At 60.0% G+C, this 15,028-nt stretch carries 15 protein-coding genes; 8 read left to right on the top strand and 7 right to left on the bottom strand.

The window, feature by feature from the left end; genetic code table 11:
- Nucleotides 1-373: 373 nt before the first annotated feature.
- Complete coding sequence (locus ACW9IR_RS06180) at nucleotides 374-667, top strand: hypothetical protein (protein ID WP_102901088.1); 294 nt, start codon at nucleotides 374-376, stop codon at nucleotides 665-667.
- Nucleotides 668-853: 186 nt separating this feature from the next.
- Nucleotides 854-1,483 (top strand): flavin reductase family protein, encoded by a 630-nt coding sequence (locus tag ACW9IR_RS06175; protein ID WP_102901086.1) that lies wholly within the window; start codon nucleotides 854-856, stop codon nucleotides 1,481-1,483.
- Between the two features lie 4 nt (nucleotides 1,484-1,487).
- On the opposite strand, the gene ACW9IR_RS06170 is transcribed toward ACW9IR_RS06175, so the two are convergent.
- Nucleotides 1,488-1,730 carry a hypothetical protein gene (locus tag ACW9IR_RS06170; protein ID WP_016985292.1) on the bottom strand — a complete coding sequence of 81 codons (243 nt, stop codon included), beginning with the start codon at nucleotides 1,728-1,730 and terminating at the stop codon, nucleotides 1,488-1,490.
- A 43-nt stretch (nucleotides 1,731-1,773) separates the two neighbouring features.
- On the bottom strand, nucleotides 1,774-2,127 hold the full coding sequence (locus ACW9IR_RS06165) for a putative quinol monooxygenase (RefSeq protein ID WP_102901085.1): 354 nt from the start codon (nucleotides 2,125-2,127) through the stop codon (nucleotides 1,774-1,776).
- Nucleotides 2,128-2,524: 397 nt separating this feature from the next.
- Between ACW9IR_RS06165 and ACW9IR_RS06160 the strand changes: the two genes are divergently transcribed.
- The gene (locus ACW9IR_RS06160; protein WP_102901084.1) at nucleotides 2,525-3,454 is read left to right on the top strand and encodes an AraC family transcriptional regulator; all 930 of its coding nucleotides are present in this window, start codon (nucleotides 2,525-2,527) and stop codon (nucleotides 3,452-3,454) included.
- A 194-nt stretch (nucleotides 3,455-3,648) separates the two neighbouring features.
- Here ACW9IR_RS06160 and ACW9IR_RS06155 read toward each other — a convergent pair whose 3' ends face one another.
- Nucleotides 3,649-5,100, bottom strand: coding sequence for an aldehyde dehydrogenase family protein (locus ACW9IR_RS06155; RefSeq protein ID WP_457462196.1), 1,452 nt, complete (start codon nucleotides 5,098-5,100; stop codon nucleotides 3,649-3,651).
- Nucleotides 5,097-6,734 (bottom strand): 5-guanidino-2-oxopentanoate decarboxylase, encoded by a 1,638-nt coding sequence (locus ACW9IR_RS06150; protein ID WP_457462194.1) that lies wholly within the window; start codon nucleotides 6,732-6,734, stop codon nucleotides 5,097-5,099. Before ACW9IR_RS06150 ends, ACW9IR_RS06155 begins: the two co-directional genes overlap by 4 nt.
- A 228-nt stretch (nucleotides 6,735-6,962) precedes the next feature.
- Here ACW9IR_RS06150 and ACW9IR_RS06145 point away from each other — a divergent pair, with 228 nt between their 5' ends.
- A complete protein-coding gene (locus tag ACW9IR_RS06145) occupies nucleotides 6,963-7,844 on the top strand; it encodes a LysR substrate-binding domain-containing protein (protein ID WP_457462192.1) in 882 nt (293 codons plus the stop codon).
- Nucleotides 7,845-8,041: 197 nt separating this feature from the next.
- On the opposite strand, the gene ACW9IR_RS06140 is transcribed toward ACW9IR_RS06145, so the two are convergent.
- Nucleotides 8,042-8,656, bottom strand: a complete 615-nt coding sequence (locus ACW9IR_RS06140) for an NAD(P)-dependent oxidoreductase (protein ID WP_457462190.1) — start codon at nucleotides 8,654-8,656, stop codon at nucleotides 8,042-8,044.
- A 45-nt stretch (nucleotides 8,657-8,701) separates the two neighbouring features.
- Complete coding sequence (locus ACW9IR_RS06135) at nucleotides 8,702-9,580, bottom strand: MBL fold metallo-hydrolase (RefSeq protein WP_457462188.1); 879 nt, start codon at nucleotides 9,578-9,580, stop codon at nucleotides 8,702-8,704.
- 114 nt (nucleotides 9,581-9,694) lie between these two features.
- On the opposite strand from ACW9IR_RS06135, the gene ACW9IR_RS06130 reads away from it, so the two are divergent.
- Together ACW9IR_RS06130 and ACW9IR_RS06125 are read left to right on the top strand one after the other, a co-directional pair.
- Nucleotides 9,695-10,600, top strand: a complete 906-nt coding sequence (locus tag ACW9IR_RS06130) for a LysR family transcriptional regulator (protein ID WP_220038466.1) — start codon at nucleotides 9,695-9,697, stop codon at nucleotides 10,598-10,600.
- A gap of 221 nt (nucleotides 10,601-10,821) precedes the next feature.
- Nucleotides 10,822-10,998, top strand: coding sequence for a hypothetical protein (locus tag ACW9IR_RS06125; protein WP_007912636.1), 177 nt, complete (start codon nucleotides 10,822-10,824; stop codon nucleotides 10,996-10,998).
- A 133-nt stretch (nucleotides 10,999-11,131) separates the two neighbouring features.
- Here ACW9IR_RS06125 and ACW9IR_RS06120 read toward each other — a convergent pair whose 3' ends face one another.
- On the bottom strand, nucleotides 11,132-12,016 hold the full coding sequence (locus ACW9IR_RS06120) for a helix-turn-helix domain-containing protein (RefSeq protein WP_457462185.1): 885 nt from the start codon (nucleotides 12,014-12,016) through the stop codon (nucleotides 11,132-11,134).
- Nucleotides 12,017-12,202: 186 nt separating this feature from the next.
- On the opposite strand from ACW9IR_RS06120, the gene pobA reads away from it, so the two are divergent.
- Both pobA and ACW9IR_RS06110 read left to right on the top strand, forming a co-directional pair.
- On the top strand, nucleotides 12,203-13,387 hold the full coding sequence (pobA, locus tag ACW9IR_RS06115; protein WP_457462248.1) for a 4-hydroxybenzoate 3-monooxygenase: 1,185 nt from the start codon (nucleotides 12,203-12,205) through the stop codon (nucleotides 13,385-13,387).
- Between the two features lie 79 nt (nucleotides 13,388-13,466).
- Nucleotides 13,467-14,984, top strand: a complete 1,518-nt coding sequence (locus ACW9IR_RS06110; RefSeq protein ID WP_110718846.1) for an MDR family MFS transporter — start codon at nucleotides 13,467-13,469, stop codon at nucleotides 14,982-14,984.
- Nucleotides 14,985-15,028: the final 44 nt, after the last annotated feature.

Genomic DNA, 15,028 nt, shown 5'->3' with positions numbered 1-15,028 from the left:
CACAGCCACTGCAACGGTGGCTGTGATGGATTCTTCGCGAGCAGGCTCGCTCCCACATCTGGAATGCATTTCCCTGTGGGAGCAAGCCTGCTCGCGATTGGGGTCGCCGCGTTTCCCTGACCCGCATGAAAAATTCCTTACACACGCCGCAACGCGATTAATCGCTAATTAATGCTGGCGAAGCATTCTGCCCCTACCTGATCGATGACCTGCGCGGCGTTCGCTTCGACGACGCAAGCGATTTAAATCCGCCGCCCTTAACATCAATTTAATCGATTGTTTTTAGCATTATTTTGCGCTTTTCAATCAACTTAATTGGCGTAGCATTAAACCCATGCAAGACACACCCGCCAACAAATCTGGAGTAAAGAACATGAAAACCAAACTGATCCTTGCCTTCGCCCTGTCCGTACTGGCTGCCAACACCTTCGCCGCGGACGGTTATGACCGCACTGGTTCCGCCGTTGCTGCTGATGGATATGACCGCACCGGTTCTGCTGCTGTCGCTGAAGATGGCTATGACCGTACCGGCTCCGCGACCTTCGCTGAAGATGGCTACGACCGCACTGGCTCTGCGACTTTCGCTGAAGACGGCTATGACCGCACTGGCTCCGCGACTTTCGCTGCCGACGGTTACGACCGCACTCAATCGGCTGCCATCAGCTAACCCCTGCTGTAAAGCGCACAGCCCGGCTTCGGCCGGGCTTAGTCATTTCCGGGCGAACACAAATTCAGAATTCACCGAGATCCCACGGGGGGATTTACGGGTTTGGAAATGATCGTTCGACTGGAAATTGCCGCGTCTGGCTTGCACTATTGAGCGCTCAACGACGTCCCCCAGGATCCCCCCGCCATGCCCGATGACATCCATTTCTACGAACCCGCCAACGGCCACGGCCTGCCCCACGATCCGTTCAACGCCATCGTCGGCCCACGCCCGATCGGCTGGATTTCCTCACAGGATGCCCACGGCCAGTTGAACCTGGCGCCGTACAGTTTCTTCAACGCCTTCAACTACATTCCGCCGATCATTGGTTTCTCCAGCGTCGGGCGCAAAGACAGCCTGAACAACATCGAGCAGACCGGCGAATTCGTCTGGAACCTCGCCACCCGACCACTGGCCGAGCAGATGAACCAGAGCTGCGCGATGGTCGCGCCTGAAGTCAATGAATTCGAATTGGCGGGATTGACGACGGTCGCGTCAAAGGTGATTTCGGTGCCACGGGTCGCCGAAAGTCCGGTGTCCTTCGAGTGCAAGGTCACGCAGATCATTCAGTTGCAGCGCGCCGATGGCGAAACCGTGCCGAGCTGGCTGATCCTCGGCGAAGTGGTCGCCGTGCACATCGCCAAATGGCTGTTGAAGGACGGCATCTACGACACCGCCGCGGCAGAACCGATTCTGCGCGGCGGCGGGCCGGCGGATTACTTCCAGCTGGGGCCTGAGGCCCTGTTCAAGATGTGGCGTCCGGGCGCCACCAAGTAACCCGTTACCAGATCAACTCGGCGTCGTCAGTGACGCCCTTGAGGTTATCCAGCTCGTTGATGGCAGCCTCATCGGCGGCGATGGCGCCGGGGAAGACCTGATCATTCAGCAGTTTGTGAAAGCGTGGTGCACCGCCATCGACCAGGGCCTTGACCGCGATTGCCGCGTGATAGCCCTTGTTGCCACCCAACTCGACGGGGACGACTGCGGAAACTGCTTCGAAGTGTTCGAACTCTTTACGTGCCATGTCACATATCCCGGCTCAGACAAACAAGCCGGACATTAAACCCTCAACCGACGAGTTTGTGTACCGGCGCCGGGCATTGACCGAGGGCTTGCGTCGCCGACACGTCCTTGAAGGTGTGGAAGTCGAGGCTGTTGACCACCAGCTCCTGCACCAGCTCGGCGAAGATTTCCATCGACGGGCTGTTGAAATAGTTGGTCATCATTTGCTGACTGCTCCAGAACCCGGAGACCAGCCACAACTCGGGATCACACTGCGAATGCTGCAAGGCAAAGCTCAGGCAACCGGGGGCGGCGCGGGACGGCTCGATCAATGCGCTCAGGCGTACGCCGAGTTCCGCCGAACGCCCGGCGCGCGCTCGAACGAAGGCCATATGACTGACGGGAATCTGCTTGGACATGTTCAACCCTCCCAGGGAGTCGCGTGGCAGCCGGGGGACGGGCTGCGACAGGATCAAAGGTTAAGGGCCACGTGATCTCTGCCGTTAGTCGATTCCTGCCGTCGCGTTGCACAATCCTGCGAGACTGCATCCAGAACCTGTAACAACCTGTAAAACTGCGTCACACGGTTGTCATACGCGTTTTGTGTAGGAGCTGCCGAAGGCTGCGATCTTTTGATTTTGCCTTGAAGATCAACAGATCGCAGCCTTCGGCAGCTCCTACAAGGCAGTAAGGCGGCGGATGCGGAAACAATCCTGGGCAGAATCAGGCAAGCATTTCGCAGGATGTGTCTACCGCTGGCGCTTGCACAAACATATGCTCAGCTCCATTCCACCTCCCCTGCCGAGGATGCCGTGCATGACGTCATTCGATCGTTTTCAAGCCGAACCCAGCGCTGACATGGAAAAACAGCGCGCAGAACTGGCGGCGATCATCCGCCGCAACACCACCGACGATGGCAGCTACGAGACCGCCATCGGCTCGCTATTCATGTCGCGCCACACAAAATCCCACGACTTTGCCCCGGTGCTCGCGCAACCGGCGCTGTGCATCATGGCGCAGGGACGCAAAGAGGTGCGGCTGGCCGACGAGTACTTCAATTACGACCCGCTGAATTATCTGGTGGTGTCGGTTTCGATGCCGCTGAGCGGGCGCGTGGTCAACGTTTCGCCGGAGGATCCGATCCTCGCCGTGCGCCTGGATATCGACCCGACAGAAATCACCGCACTGATCGCCGACGCAGGTCCCATGGGCGTGCCGACCCGGCCGACGGGGCGCGGTTTGTATGTCGAGCAGATCGACAGTTCGATGCTTGATGCCGTGTTGCGTCTGGCGCGTTTGCTCGATGCACCAAAAGACATCGCCATGCTCGCGCCGCTGATTCGCCGGGAGATTCTTTATCGCCTGCTGCGCAGCCCGCAGGGGCATCGTTTGTATGAAATCGCGATTGCCAACAGTCAGAGCCATCGCATCAGCCAGGCGATCAAATGGTTGAACGGCAACTTCGAGCAGCCGCTGCGCATTGATGACCTGGCCAAAGAAGTGAACCTCAGCGTGTCGACCTTGCATCACCGTTTCAAAGCGATGACGGCGATGAGTCCGTTGCAGTATCAGAAGCAGTTGCGCTTGCAAGAGGCGCGGCGGTTGATGCTGGCGGAGGGGCTCGAAGCATCGGCGGCGGGGTATCGGGTGGGGTATGAAAGTCCGTCGCAATTCAGCCGTGAGTACAGCCGGCTGTTTGGTGCGCCGCCGTTAAGGGATTTGGCGCGGTTGCGACTTTCGGTGTGACCGTTAGAAGCCCCTCACCCTAACCCTCTCCCGGAGGGAGAGGGGACTGATTGGGGGATATTCAGGAAATACACCGACCTGAAAATGCTTCACCGAATCCATAATCGACTCGATCTCTCAGGTCGATGGACAGCGCCAGACACCTCGGTCGGCCCCTTCTCCCTCTGGGAGAGGGCTGGGGTGAGGGTCGGCTTTTACACCGCCCGGATCACATGCTTGATCTCCTGAAACGCCGCCAACCCCCAAGGCCCCAGCTCGCGGCCAATACTGCTCTGCTTGTACCCGCCCCACGCCGCCTGCGGGAAAATCACTTGCGGCGCATTGATCCACACCATCCCCGCCTGCAAGGCATTGGCCACGCGATCCGCCGCAGCAGCATCGCTCGTCACCACACTGGCTACCAAGCCAAACGACGTGTCATTGGCCAAGGCAATCGCCTGTGCTTCAGTGGCGAAACTGCGCACACACAGCACCGGCCCGAAAATCTCTTCACACCACAGCGCGCTGTCCAGCGGCACGTCGGTGAACACGGTCGGCTGCAAGAAATAGCCGCGCGGCAGGTCCGCCGGGCGATTGCCGCCGCAAAGCAAACGCGCCCCCGCGCTGAGCCCACGGTCGATGTGCCCAAGCACTCGCTGGTACTGCGCCTGATTGACCAGCGCACCCATTTCCACCTCCGCATCGAACGGATCGGCAACCCGAATGGCCTGCACCCGTTTCTGCAAGCGACGGAGGAATTCCTCTTCCAGCTCATCAGCGACCAGCACACGACTGGTCGCCGAACACATCTGCCCGGCGTTGAAAAATGCGCCGCCACAGGCCAGCTCAACCGCCAGATCGAGATCTGCATCCGCCAACACCAGCAGCGAAGATTTGCCGCCCAACTCCAGGCTGACGCCCTTCACCGTTTCCGCCGCACGCTGCATCACTTGCACGCCGACCGCATTGCTGCCGGTGAAGGAGATTTTGGCGATACGCGGATCCGCCGCCAATGGTGCACCGACCGCCAACCCTGTACCGCAGACAAGATTGAACACGCCATTCGGCAGACCCGATTCCGCGATGATCGCCGCCAGTTCCAGTTCCGGCAGCGGTGTCACTTCCGACGGTTTCAGCACCACGCTGCAACCCGCCGCCAACGCTGGCGCGAGTTTCCACGCCGTGGTGACCATCGGGAAGTTCCACGGCACGATCAGCCCGACCACTCCGCACGGTTCGCGGCGCAGACGTGCGCTGAAATCATCGCTGGGCAGCGGCACGTTGCTGTCCTGCTGGGCGTCGAGGCCTTCGGCGAGTTCGGCGTAATACTCGAACGTGGCGATCACGTCGTCGACATCGATGGCCGCTTCAAACTGCGGTTTACCGTTGTTGCACGATTGCAGTTTCATCAAGTGCTCGCGACCGTTGCGCACACCATTGGCGATATTGCGCAGGATTGCGCCGCGCTCGGCACCACTGGTTTGCGACCATTCCTTGAACGCTGTAGTGGCAGCGGCGACGGCTTGATCGACTGCTTGCTCGTCACCGCCATTGACCGTGGTCAGCAACGCTTCGGTGGCCGGGTTGATCACCCGCAGATGTTCACGGCCGGCCGACCATTGGCCGTTGATGTAGAGGCCGTCGAGTGTGGTTGGAAAACTGATCATTGCGCCACCGCCTGCATCCACTGGTTCTGGTCGATTTCAATCAGGGTCGGGCCCTGACGATCGCTTGCGCTACGCAACGCGGTGCGCAGTTGTTCGATGCTGCTGATCGCTTCAGCCGCGCAGCCGAGGCCCTTGGCCACAGCGACAAAATCCGGGGTGTAGATGTCGACGCCGACCGGCTCGATGGCGCGGTTGACCATGTACTTCTTGATCTCTTCGTAGCCCTGGTTATTCCACAGCAGGACGATCACCGGCACCCGTGCTTCGACGGCACTGGCCAGTTCCGGCAGAGTGAATTGCAGGCCGCCGTCGCCGATTAGGCACACCACCGGTGGCCGCGCGCCTTGGTCGGATTGACCGCCGAGCCAGGCGCCAATCGCCGCCGGCAAGGCGTAGCCGAGTGTGCCGTAGCCGGTCGAGGCGTTGAACCAGCGGCGCGGGTGATCCGGGTTGAACGTCAGGTTGCCGGTATACACCGGTTGCGTCGAGTCGCCGACGAACACGGCGTTGGGCAGCTCTTCGAGTACGGTGTCGAGGAAGCGGGTTTGCGCGAGGGTCGGCGCGTCCCAGCTCGCGGCCAGTTCGGCTCGCAGTTTGCCGGCACGAGCCTGGCCCCAATCGCTGCTGCGCTCACCGAGTTTTTCCTGCGACAGCGCATCCAGCAAGGCCTGCACGGCGTTGCGCGCATCGGCCACCAGCGCCAGGTGCGGCGGGTAGTTGCGCACGGTCTGATCGGCGTCGATATCGATACGCAGCAGCTTGCCGGGAATCTCGAAACCGCCAGCGAAGGTCACGTCGTAATCGGTCTCGGCCAACTCAGTGCCGATGGCCAAAACCACGTCGGCATCAGCCACCAGCGCGCGGGTGGCAACCAGCGTCTGAGTCGAGCCGATCAGCAACGGATGGTTGCCCGGCAGCATGCCTTTGGCGTTGATGGTCAGCGCCACCGGAGCGCCGAGCAACTCGGCGAGTCGAGTCAATTTCGGCGCTGCGTCGATGGCACCGCCGCCAGCCAGAATCAGCGGACGTCTGGCTTCAGCCAGCAGCTCGCTCATGCGTTTGACGGCAACCGGCGCAGCGCCGGCGCGGTCGATATTGACCGGTACGCTGGCGAGTAATTCATCGGCATTTTCGACCAGCACGTCCAACGGAATTTCGATGTGTACCGGACGTGGACGGCCGGCCTGGAACAAAGCGAATGCGCGAGCGAGAACGCCCGGCAATTCCGACGCCGACATCAGGGTGTGAGAGAACGCCGCGACACCGCCGACCAGTGCGCTCTGGTTCGGCAACTCATGCAGCTTGCCGCGACCGCCGCCCAACTGACTGCGCGATTGCACGCTGGAGATCACCAGCATCGGGATCGAATCGGCGTACGCCTGACCCATCGCGGTGGTGATGTTGGTCATGCCCGGGCCGGTGATGATGAAGCACACACCCGGTTTGCCAGCGGTGCGCGCGTAGCCGTCAGCCATGAAACCGGCGCCCTGCTCATGCCGAGGCGTGACGTGACGAATGCTCGAACGCGCCAGCCCGCGATACAGCTCCACGGTGTGTACCCCGGGAATGCCGAACACCTGCTCGACCCCATAACCTTCGAGTAACTTGACCAGTACTTCGCCACACGTCGCCATGTCGATTGCCCTTCATATTTGATCGATACGCCGAATCAAATGTGGGAGCGAGCTTGCTCGCGAAAGCGGTGTGTCAGCTAGATCAATGCTGAATTGAAAACCGTATTCGCGAGCAAGCTCGCTCCCACAATGATTCCGGGAATGGGCTCATTGAACGGTCGGCAGGTAGCGGCAACAATCGATTAAAAGTCATACTAGCCATGTCCTCACGTCATACCTTGGTTCCCCATGAAACGCCTGCCTCCCCTGCCCGCCCTGCATACGTTTCTGGTCACCGCGCAGTGCTGCAACTTCACCCGCGCCGCCGAGCAGTTGCACATCACCCAGGGCGCAGTGAGCCGGCAGATCGCCGGGCTGGAAGCGCATCTCGGTTATCCGCTGTTCATCCGCCTGGCCCGTGGCCTGGCGCTGACCGCCGAAGGACGTGAATGGCTACCGCGGGTGGAAAAAGTCTTCGGCCTGATCAGCGAAGCGACCGAGCAAATCGGCCTGCAGCGCGAAACCCTGCAACTCAAAGCGCCGAGCTGCGTGATGCGCTGGCTGCTGCCGCGCTTGCTGCAATGGCAGAAAGAACGCCCGGACGTGCCAGTGAAACTCACCGCCTCGCTGCAACACGGCGTGGACTTCCAGCGTGAGCAATTCGATGCCGCGGTGATCTACGGCCCGCCACCGGACAACTCGCCGGGCGCGCTGCACCTGTTCGACGAGCAGCTGACACCGGTGTGTTCAGCGGTTTTGCTTAAGGGCTCGCCAGCGCTGAATTCACCGGCAGATCTGCAACAGCATCTGCTGCTGCACCCCACTCACGATATTCAGGATTGGTCGGTGTGGCTGGACGCGGCTGAGCTGCGACTGAACAACCTCGGCAGCGGTCAGCATTTCGAAACGCTGGATCAGGCGATGTCGATGGCGTCGCACGGGACGGGGGTGGCGATTGGCGATTGGTCGTTGATTGGTGATGACTTGCGCGCGGGGCGGCTGGTGATGCCGTTTGAGTTGAAGGTGAAGACGGGGTTGGCGTATTACGTGGTGTTGCCGCCGGGGATTGAGGCATCGCCGCCGCTTGAGGAATTGATGATCTGGTTGGTAGAGCAGGCGCATTTGCGGTGAGGCTTTTTTCCCCTCACCCTAACCCTCTCCCAGAGGGAGAGGGGACTGACCGGGGGATATTGAAGAGGTTCAGCGACCTGAACGATTGCCTTTGAATCCATAATCGACTGGATTTTTCAGGTCGATGTACAGCGCCAGACACCTCGGTCGGCTCCCTCTCCTTCGGGAGAGGGCTGGGGTGAGGGGCGAAGTTTCACTCAATACCCAACAGTAAACCGCTGACGCGAATGCTTCGGCGTTTCCACTTCGTCGATCAGCGCAATCGCGTAATCAGCAAAAGTAATCCAGCTACGCCCCTCGGCACTCACCAGCAAATGATCCTCGCCGACACGGAAACTCCCCGTGCGCTCCCCTTCGACAAACTCCGCCGACGGCGACAAAAAGGTCCAGTCCAGATCCTGCTCCTGACGCAACGCCTCAAGAAACGCCGCACCGGCACTGGCTTCAGCTTTGTACTCCGCCGGGAAACCCGCGCTGTCGATCACTCGCGTATCGTCCGGCAGCAACAGCGAACCGGCACCGCCCACCACCAACAGACGCTTCACCCCAGCCTGCTTCACCGGCCCGACAATCGCCGCCGCAGGCACGGTGGCGAAATGCGCAGCGGTGATCACCACATCGTGACCGGTCACCGCGTCTTGCAACGCTGCGGCATCCAGCACATCGACATTCTTGCTGACCACACCGTTACGCGCGCCGATCTTCGAAGTGTCGCGGGCGATAGCGGTCACGCTATGGCCACGACGCAGGGCTTCTTCCAGCAGTTGGCTACCGGCACGGCCGGTGGCACCAATGATTGCGATCTTGCTCATGACATTCTCCAGTTGGCTTGAGAGTGCTGCGTTTTCAGATTCGACTTACCACTGCATTTCGCCCTTGGCGACTTTCGCGCTCAGCTCCAGCGAGCTTTCTTCACCCAGTGTCGGGTAGCGTTTTTTCATCGCGGCGATCAGTGCGGCGGAATCTTTGGCCTTGGCGGTTTCCACGTCAAAAGCCTTAATGTAGTCGGCGGTGAATTTCACGCTGGCCAGCGAACGGCTGCTGTTGCCGAGGTAATGCCCCGGCACCACGGTGTTCGGCTTGAGGGTTTCGATCGAGTGCAGGGTTTCCAGCCAGTCCGCATGAGATTGCGCGGTCTGGGTGTCAGCCATCCACACATGGATGTTTTCGGCGACAACCACGCCACCGACCACGGCTTTGAGCGACGGAATCCACACAAAACTGCGATCCGGTTGTTTGCCGTCGAGGCCGACCACCTGCAATTTCTGCCCTTCGAGCATCAGGCTGTCGCCCTTGAGCACGCCCGGCACGATGGTTTTCGCAGGCACATCGGTGCCCATTTTCGGGCCCCAGAAAGCCAGTTTGCCGGCGACGGTTTTATTGATGTGATCAACCGTCGGTTGTGAGGCCACTACCTTGGCATCCGGGAATGCTTTAGTCAGGGTGTCGAGGCCGAAGTAGTAATCCGGGTCACCGTGGCTGATGTAGATGGTGGTCAGGTGCTTGCCGCTGGCGCGGATCTTTTCCACAACCTGTTCAGCCTGGGACTTGCCGAATTGCGCATCGACGAGGATCGCGTCTTTCTCGCCGCTGACCAGTACCGAAGTCACCGGAAAAATCGCGTTGGTCCCCGGGTTGTAGACATCGAGGGTCAGGTTGGCAGCCGCTGCATGCGCGGCGAAACCCAAGGAAGCGGTGGCGAGCAGAACGCGTTTGAGTGTGGTGAAGCCGATCATCTGTTGCTCCGGTGTCCGAATGCCGTGTTTGGCGATGGGACAGAGCTTAGTTGCCTGACTCAGTACAAAAAATGCGATGCTTGAACATAGTTTGTTTCTGAAATCGGGCAAATCATGGATCGTCTCCAAGCAATGCGGGTGTTTGTCACCGTCGTGGATCTGGGCAGCCAGTCGGCAGCGGCCGATCATCTGGACCTTTCGCGACCAGTGGTTTCGCGTTATCTGGCGGAGCTGGAGGACTGGGTCGGCGCACGTCTGATGCACCGCACCACGCGCAAGTTGAGCCTGACCGCCGCCGGCAGTGAAATCCTGCCGCGTTGCCGGCAGATGATCGAACTGTCGACGGACATGCAGGCCGCCGTCAGCGAACCCCACGACGCCCCGCGCGGGCTGCTGCGGATCAGCGTCAGTACCTCGTTCGGCCAGGCCCAACTGGCCGATGCGATGGCCGCGTACGTCAAACGCTATCCCGGAGTCAGCATCGACCTGCAAATGCTCGATCGCACGGTGAATCTGGTGGATGAGCGGATCGATCTGGCGATTCGTACCAGTAACGATCTCGACCCCAACCTGATTGCCCGACGCCTGACCGTTTGTCGTTCGGTTGTCTGCGCTGCGCCGGCTTATCTAAAGGAGCAAGCGGCGCCGTTGCGGGTCGAGGAATTGAGTCGGCATAACTGCCTGACGCACTCGTATTTCGGCAAGAGCCTGTGGCATTTCGAGGAGGATGGCGAACCGGTTTCGGTGCCGGTACAGGGCAATATCAGCGCCAACGAGGCCAGCACGTTATTGCGCGCGACATTGGCGGGCGCCGGGGTGGCGATGCTGCCGACCTACCAGGCGGGGGTGCATATTCACAGCGGTGAACTGGTGCGACTGCTGCCCCATGCGGAGCCGCGGCAGATGAGCATCTACGCCGTCTATGCCTCGCGCAAACACATGCCGGCGGCGCTGCGTAGCATGCTGGATTTTCTGGTAGAGCGCTTTCCTGAAAATCCGCAATGGGATATCGGCCTGTAAACCCAATCCACTGTGGGAGCGAGCTTGCTCGCGAAGAGGGAATTTCATTCGAAATCTGCATTGGCTGACACGCCCTCTTCGCGAGCAAGCTCGCTCCCACAAAGGGTTCATCAGCGTGCTGAATGGTCGGTTAAATCCTCAAGCGCACTCGCTGGCAACTCCCCAGCGCTGACCTATGCTGAAAGTAATACCGCAGGGTATGTCGTTCAGAGGTCAACGCCATGAACATCAAAACAAGAAGGTACGTCGCGATTTTCATCACCTGCGCCGCCACGCTGGCGCTGTACGGCACCGCTGCCTGGCGGGTCGAGCAGTTGCGACAGTTGCCGCGCGAATATGCGAGCTGCAACTTCGAGCGCTGTATTCCGCACAATGCCACGCTGAACGCATTGCGCTGAGCCTGAGGTTGACTCATCACCTGTGGGAGCTGGCTTGCCAGCGATTGCGGTCTGACATTCAGCATTGAAGGTGACTGGGCCACCGCTATCGCTGGCAAGCCAGCTCCCACAGGTTTTTGCGGCGTTTATGAGATTAATGCTCGGCCTTGAGGCTGTCGCGGAAAGCCTTTGGCGAGATCCCCACCCTACGCCGAAACAGCCGCGTGAAGTTGGTCGGGTCGGAAAACCCCAACAACTCCGACATCTCGTAAATCGTCATGCTGGTGTACGTCAGCAAGCGCTTGGCCTCCAGTAACTGACGTTCATGCATGATCTGCAACGCCGGTTGCCCGGCCAGCTCACGGCACGTGCCGTTGAGGTGCGACACCGAAATGCCCAAGCGATGGGCCAGGTCTTCGACCTTGACGTGCTGGCGGTAAGTCTCCTCGACCAACTGAATAAAACCGTTGAGGTATTCGCGCTGACGTTGCGGCCGCTGACTGGCTTTGTGCCGCACGATCGCCTGCCGGCTGACCCAGACCATGATCACGCTGACCAGCGAATGCATGAGCATTTCACGTGCTGGTTGATGACCGTTGTATTCAGCCTGCAACGCCGAGAACAGGCTGTTGAGGTAATCGCCGTCGTGGCCGGCCGGGTAGTTTTCTGCGCTGGCCAGCGCGTGTACCGAATCGCCCAGTTGCGCCTGCAAGTGGTTGATCAGCGGTGTGGCTAGGGTAACGATGAACCCTTCGACGTCTTCGGAAAAACGAAAGCCGTGCACCGATAACGGTGGCAGCACTTGAATCGCCGGAGTTTGGAGTTGCGTGCGTTGCCCTTCGATCTCAAGCTCTGCCTGACCTTTGAAGACGAAGAGTAACTGGCACAAATCAGCATGGCGGTGGGGTTTGATTTCCCACTCGTGTTCGCGACTGCGGGAGGAAATGGTTTCACAGTGCAGCAAGTCGGGGGTCGGCCAGTCCAGGCTTTCACCGTAGAGCTTGAACACTGGAATCGAAGGCAGCTCAGGCTTGTTCATCACTTCAATCCAGGCCTCGGGGTTGTGGGCGATAATCGCACCGATTGGCAGAATGTACAGGTATCGGCTCAGTTTTCACCTTCAATTGACAGACCCGCAAGGGAAAAATGCAAGCACTCGATCCATAAAAATCATTCACCGGTCTTGGCCGCGTGAAGCTTGCGAGTCATAAAAACAATGAAAACGCTGAAAACCCAAGTCGCCATTATCGGCGCCGGTCCGTCCGGATTGCTCCTCGGCCAGTTATTGCACAACGCCGGCATCGACACCCTTATCCTCGAACGTCAGACCCCGGATTACGTCCTCGGCCGCATCCGCGCCGGTGTGCTTGAACAAGGCATGGTAGAGCTGTTGCGTCAGGCTGGCGTGAGTCAGCGCATGGACGCCGAAGGGCTGGTGCATGGCGGTTTCGATCTGGCCCTGGACGGACGTCAGGTGCACATCGATCTGCACGCACTGACTGGCGGCAAGAGCGTGATGATCTACGGCCAGACCGAAGTCACCCGCGACCTGATGGCCGCTCGTCGGGAGGCTGGCGCGCCTACCATTTACCAGGCAAGCAATGTCGTTCCTCATGGCATGAAAAGCGACGAAGCTTTCGTCACCTTTGAAAAGGACGGCGAAACCTTTCGCGTCGATTGCGATTACATTGCCGGTTGCGACGGCTTCCACGGCGTCGCGCGGCAGTCGATTCCCACCGATTGCCTGAAAGTATTCGAGCGGGTTTATCCGTTTGGCTGGCTGGGCATTCTGGCGGACACGCCGCCGGTGCATGACGAGTTGGTCTACGCCCGCCATGAACGCGGCTTTGCCTTGTGCAGCATGCGTTCGGCCACCCGCACCCGCTATTACCTGCAAGTACCGGCGGATGAAAACGTCGATGACTGGAGCGATCAGCGCTTTTGGGATGAGTTGAAAAATCGTCTGCCAGTAGAGCTTGCCGAGAAACTGGTCACCGGCCCTTCGATCGAAAAAAGCATCGCGCCGCTGCGCAGTTTTGTCGTCGAGCCGATGCAATACGGGCGGATGTTTCTGGTCGGCGACGCTGCGCATATCGTCCCGCCCACCGGCGCCAAGGGCTTGAACCTGGCCGCCAGCGACGTCAGTACGCTGTTCAATATTCTGCTGAAGGTTTACCGCGACGGCCGCACCGATCTGCTCGAGAAGTACTCGGAAATCTGCCTGCGCCGCGTGTGGAAAGCCGAGCGGTTTTCCTGGTGGATGACTTCGGTGCTTCACCGTTTCGATGATCACGACGCTTTCAGCCAACGCATCAGCGCCTCGGAACTGGACTACTTTGTCAGTTCAGAAGCAGGGCGAAAAACCATTGCAGAAAATTACGTCGGACTTCCGTACGAGGCTATCGAATAGCTTCCTATCGACTTACACTGGCGAGCATCCCCGCTCGCCTGACGATCTGCGGGACTCTCACTGCCCGCAGGTTTTGCCCGTGACCAATCTCAATCACCCCGAAACGCCCAAACCGGCCATTCGCAGCGTGCTGGTGGCGCTGATGATGGCGATCTTTCTCGGCGCGCTGGATCAAACCATCGTCGCCGTGTCGATGCCGGCCATCTCTGCGCAGTTCAAGGACGTCAGCCTGTTGGCCTGGGTGATTTCCGGGTACATGGTCGCGATGACGGTGGCCGTGCCGATCTACGGCAAGCTCGGCGACTTGTACGGGCGGCGCAAACTGATGCTGTTCGGCATGGGCCTGTTCACCCTCGCCTCACTGTTTTGCGGCATGGCGCAAAGCATGGAGCAACTGGTGCTGGCGCGGATCCTTCAGGGCATCGGCGCCGGCGGGATGATTTCGGTGAGTCAGGCGATCATCGGCGACATCGTGCCGCCGCGTGAACGCGGGCGTTATCAGGGTTACTTCAGCAGCATGTACGCGGTGGCCAGCGTCGCCGGCCCGGTGCTTGGCGGGTACATGACCGAATACCTGTCGTGGCGCTGGGTGTTTCTGATCAACCTGCCGCTGGGCCTCGGTGCCTGGTGGGTGGCGCGGCGCAACTTGCGCGGGCTGCCGATTCCGCAGCGCAAACCAGTCATCGACTACCTCGGTACGTTGTTGATGATCATCGGCCTCACTGCCCTGTTGCTGGGCATTACTCAGGTTGGTCAGGGTCATTCGTGGCGCAGCGGTGAAGTGCTTGGCCTGTTCGCCTGTGCGGTGGTGGTACTGGCGGTGTTTGTCTGGCACGAGCGCCGGGCGCGGGAGCCTTTGCTGCCGATGCACCTGTTTGCCAACCGCAATGCGTTGCTGTGCTGGTGCACGATTTTCTTTACCAGTTTCCAGGCGATTTCGCTGATTGTGCTGATGCCGCTGCGCTTTCAGACCGTGACCGGTGCCGGAGCTGACAGCGCCGCTTTGCACTTGTTGCCATTGGCGATGGGGTTGCCGATTGGTGCATTTTTCGCCGGCCGGCGCACGTCGATCACCGGGCGTTACAAACCACAGATTCTGAGCGGCGCTCTGCTGATGCCGATCGCGATTCTCGGCATGGCATTCAGCCCACCGGAGGCGACGCTGATCAGCGCACTGTTCATGTTGCTCTGTGGTATTTCCAGCGGCATGCAGTTCCCGACTTCGCTGGTCGGCACACAGAATTCGGTGGAACAACGCGACATCGGCGTGGCCACCAGCACCACCAACCTGTTTCGCTCTCTCGGCGGCGCGGTGGGCGTGGCGTTGATGTCGGCGCTGTTGCTGGCGTTGTTGCAGGATTCGAGTTTCGCCCATCTGGCGAGCAGTTCGCTGATGAGCGAGGGGCATTCCGGCAACGTTCTGCTCGATGGTTTGAACGCCGCACCGGGGGATGCGCAGGACGCCTTGCGGGCGGAATTGCTGGTGACATTCCGGCACTTGTTGTGGGTGAGTGCAGCGGTGTCGTTGCTGGGGTTGGCAGCGGCGATTGCGATGCCGAACAACCTGCTGCGCGGGCGTGAGCACGGCGCTAAATAACCGCAAAAGATCGCAGCCTTCGGCAGCTCCTACAAGGGCATGCA

This window comes from Pseudomonas sp. SDT291_1_S447 (genome assembly GCF_054070155.1).
This window is presented reverse-complemented; position numbering and strand designations above follow the sequence as displayed.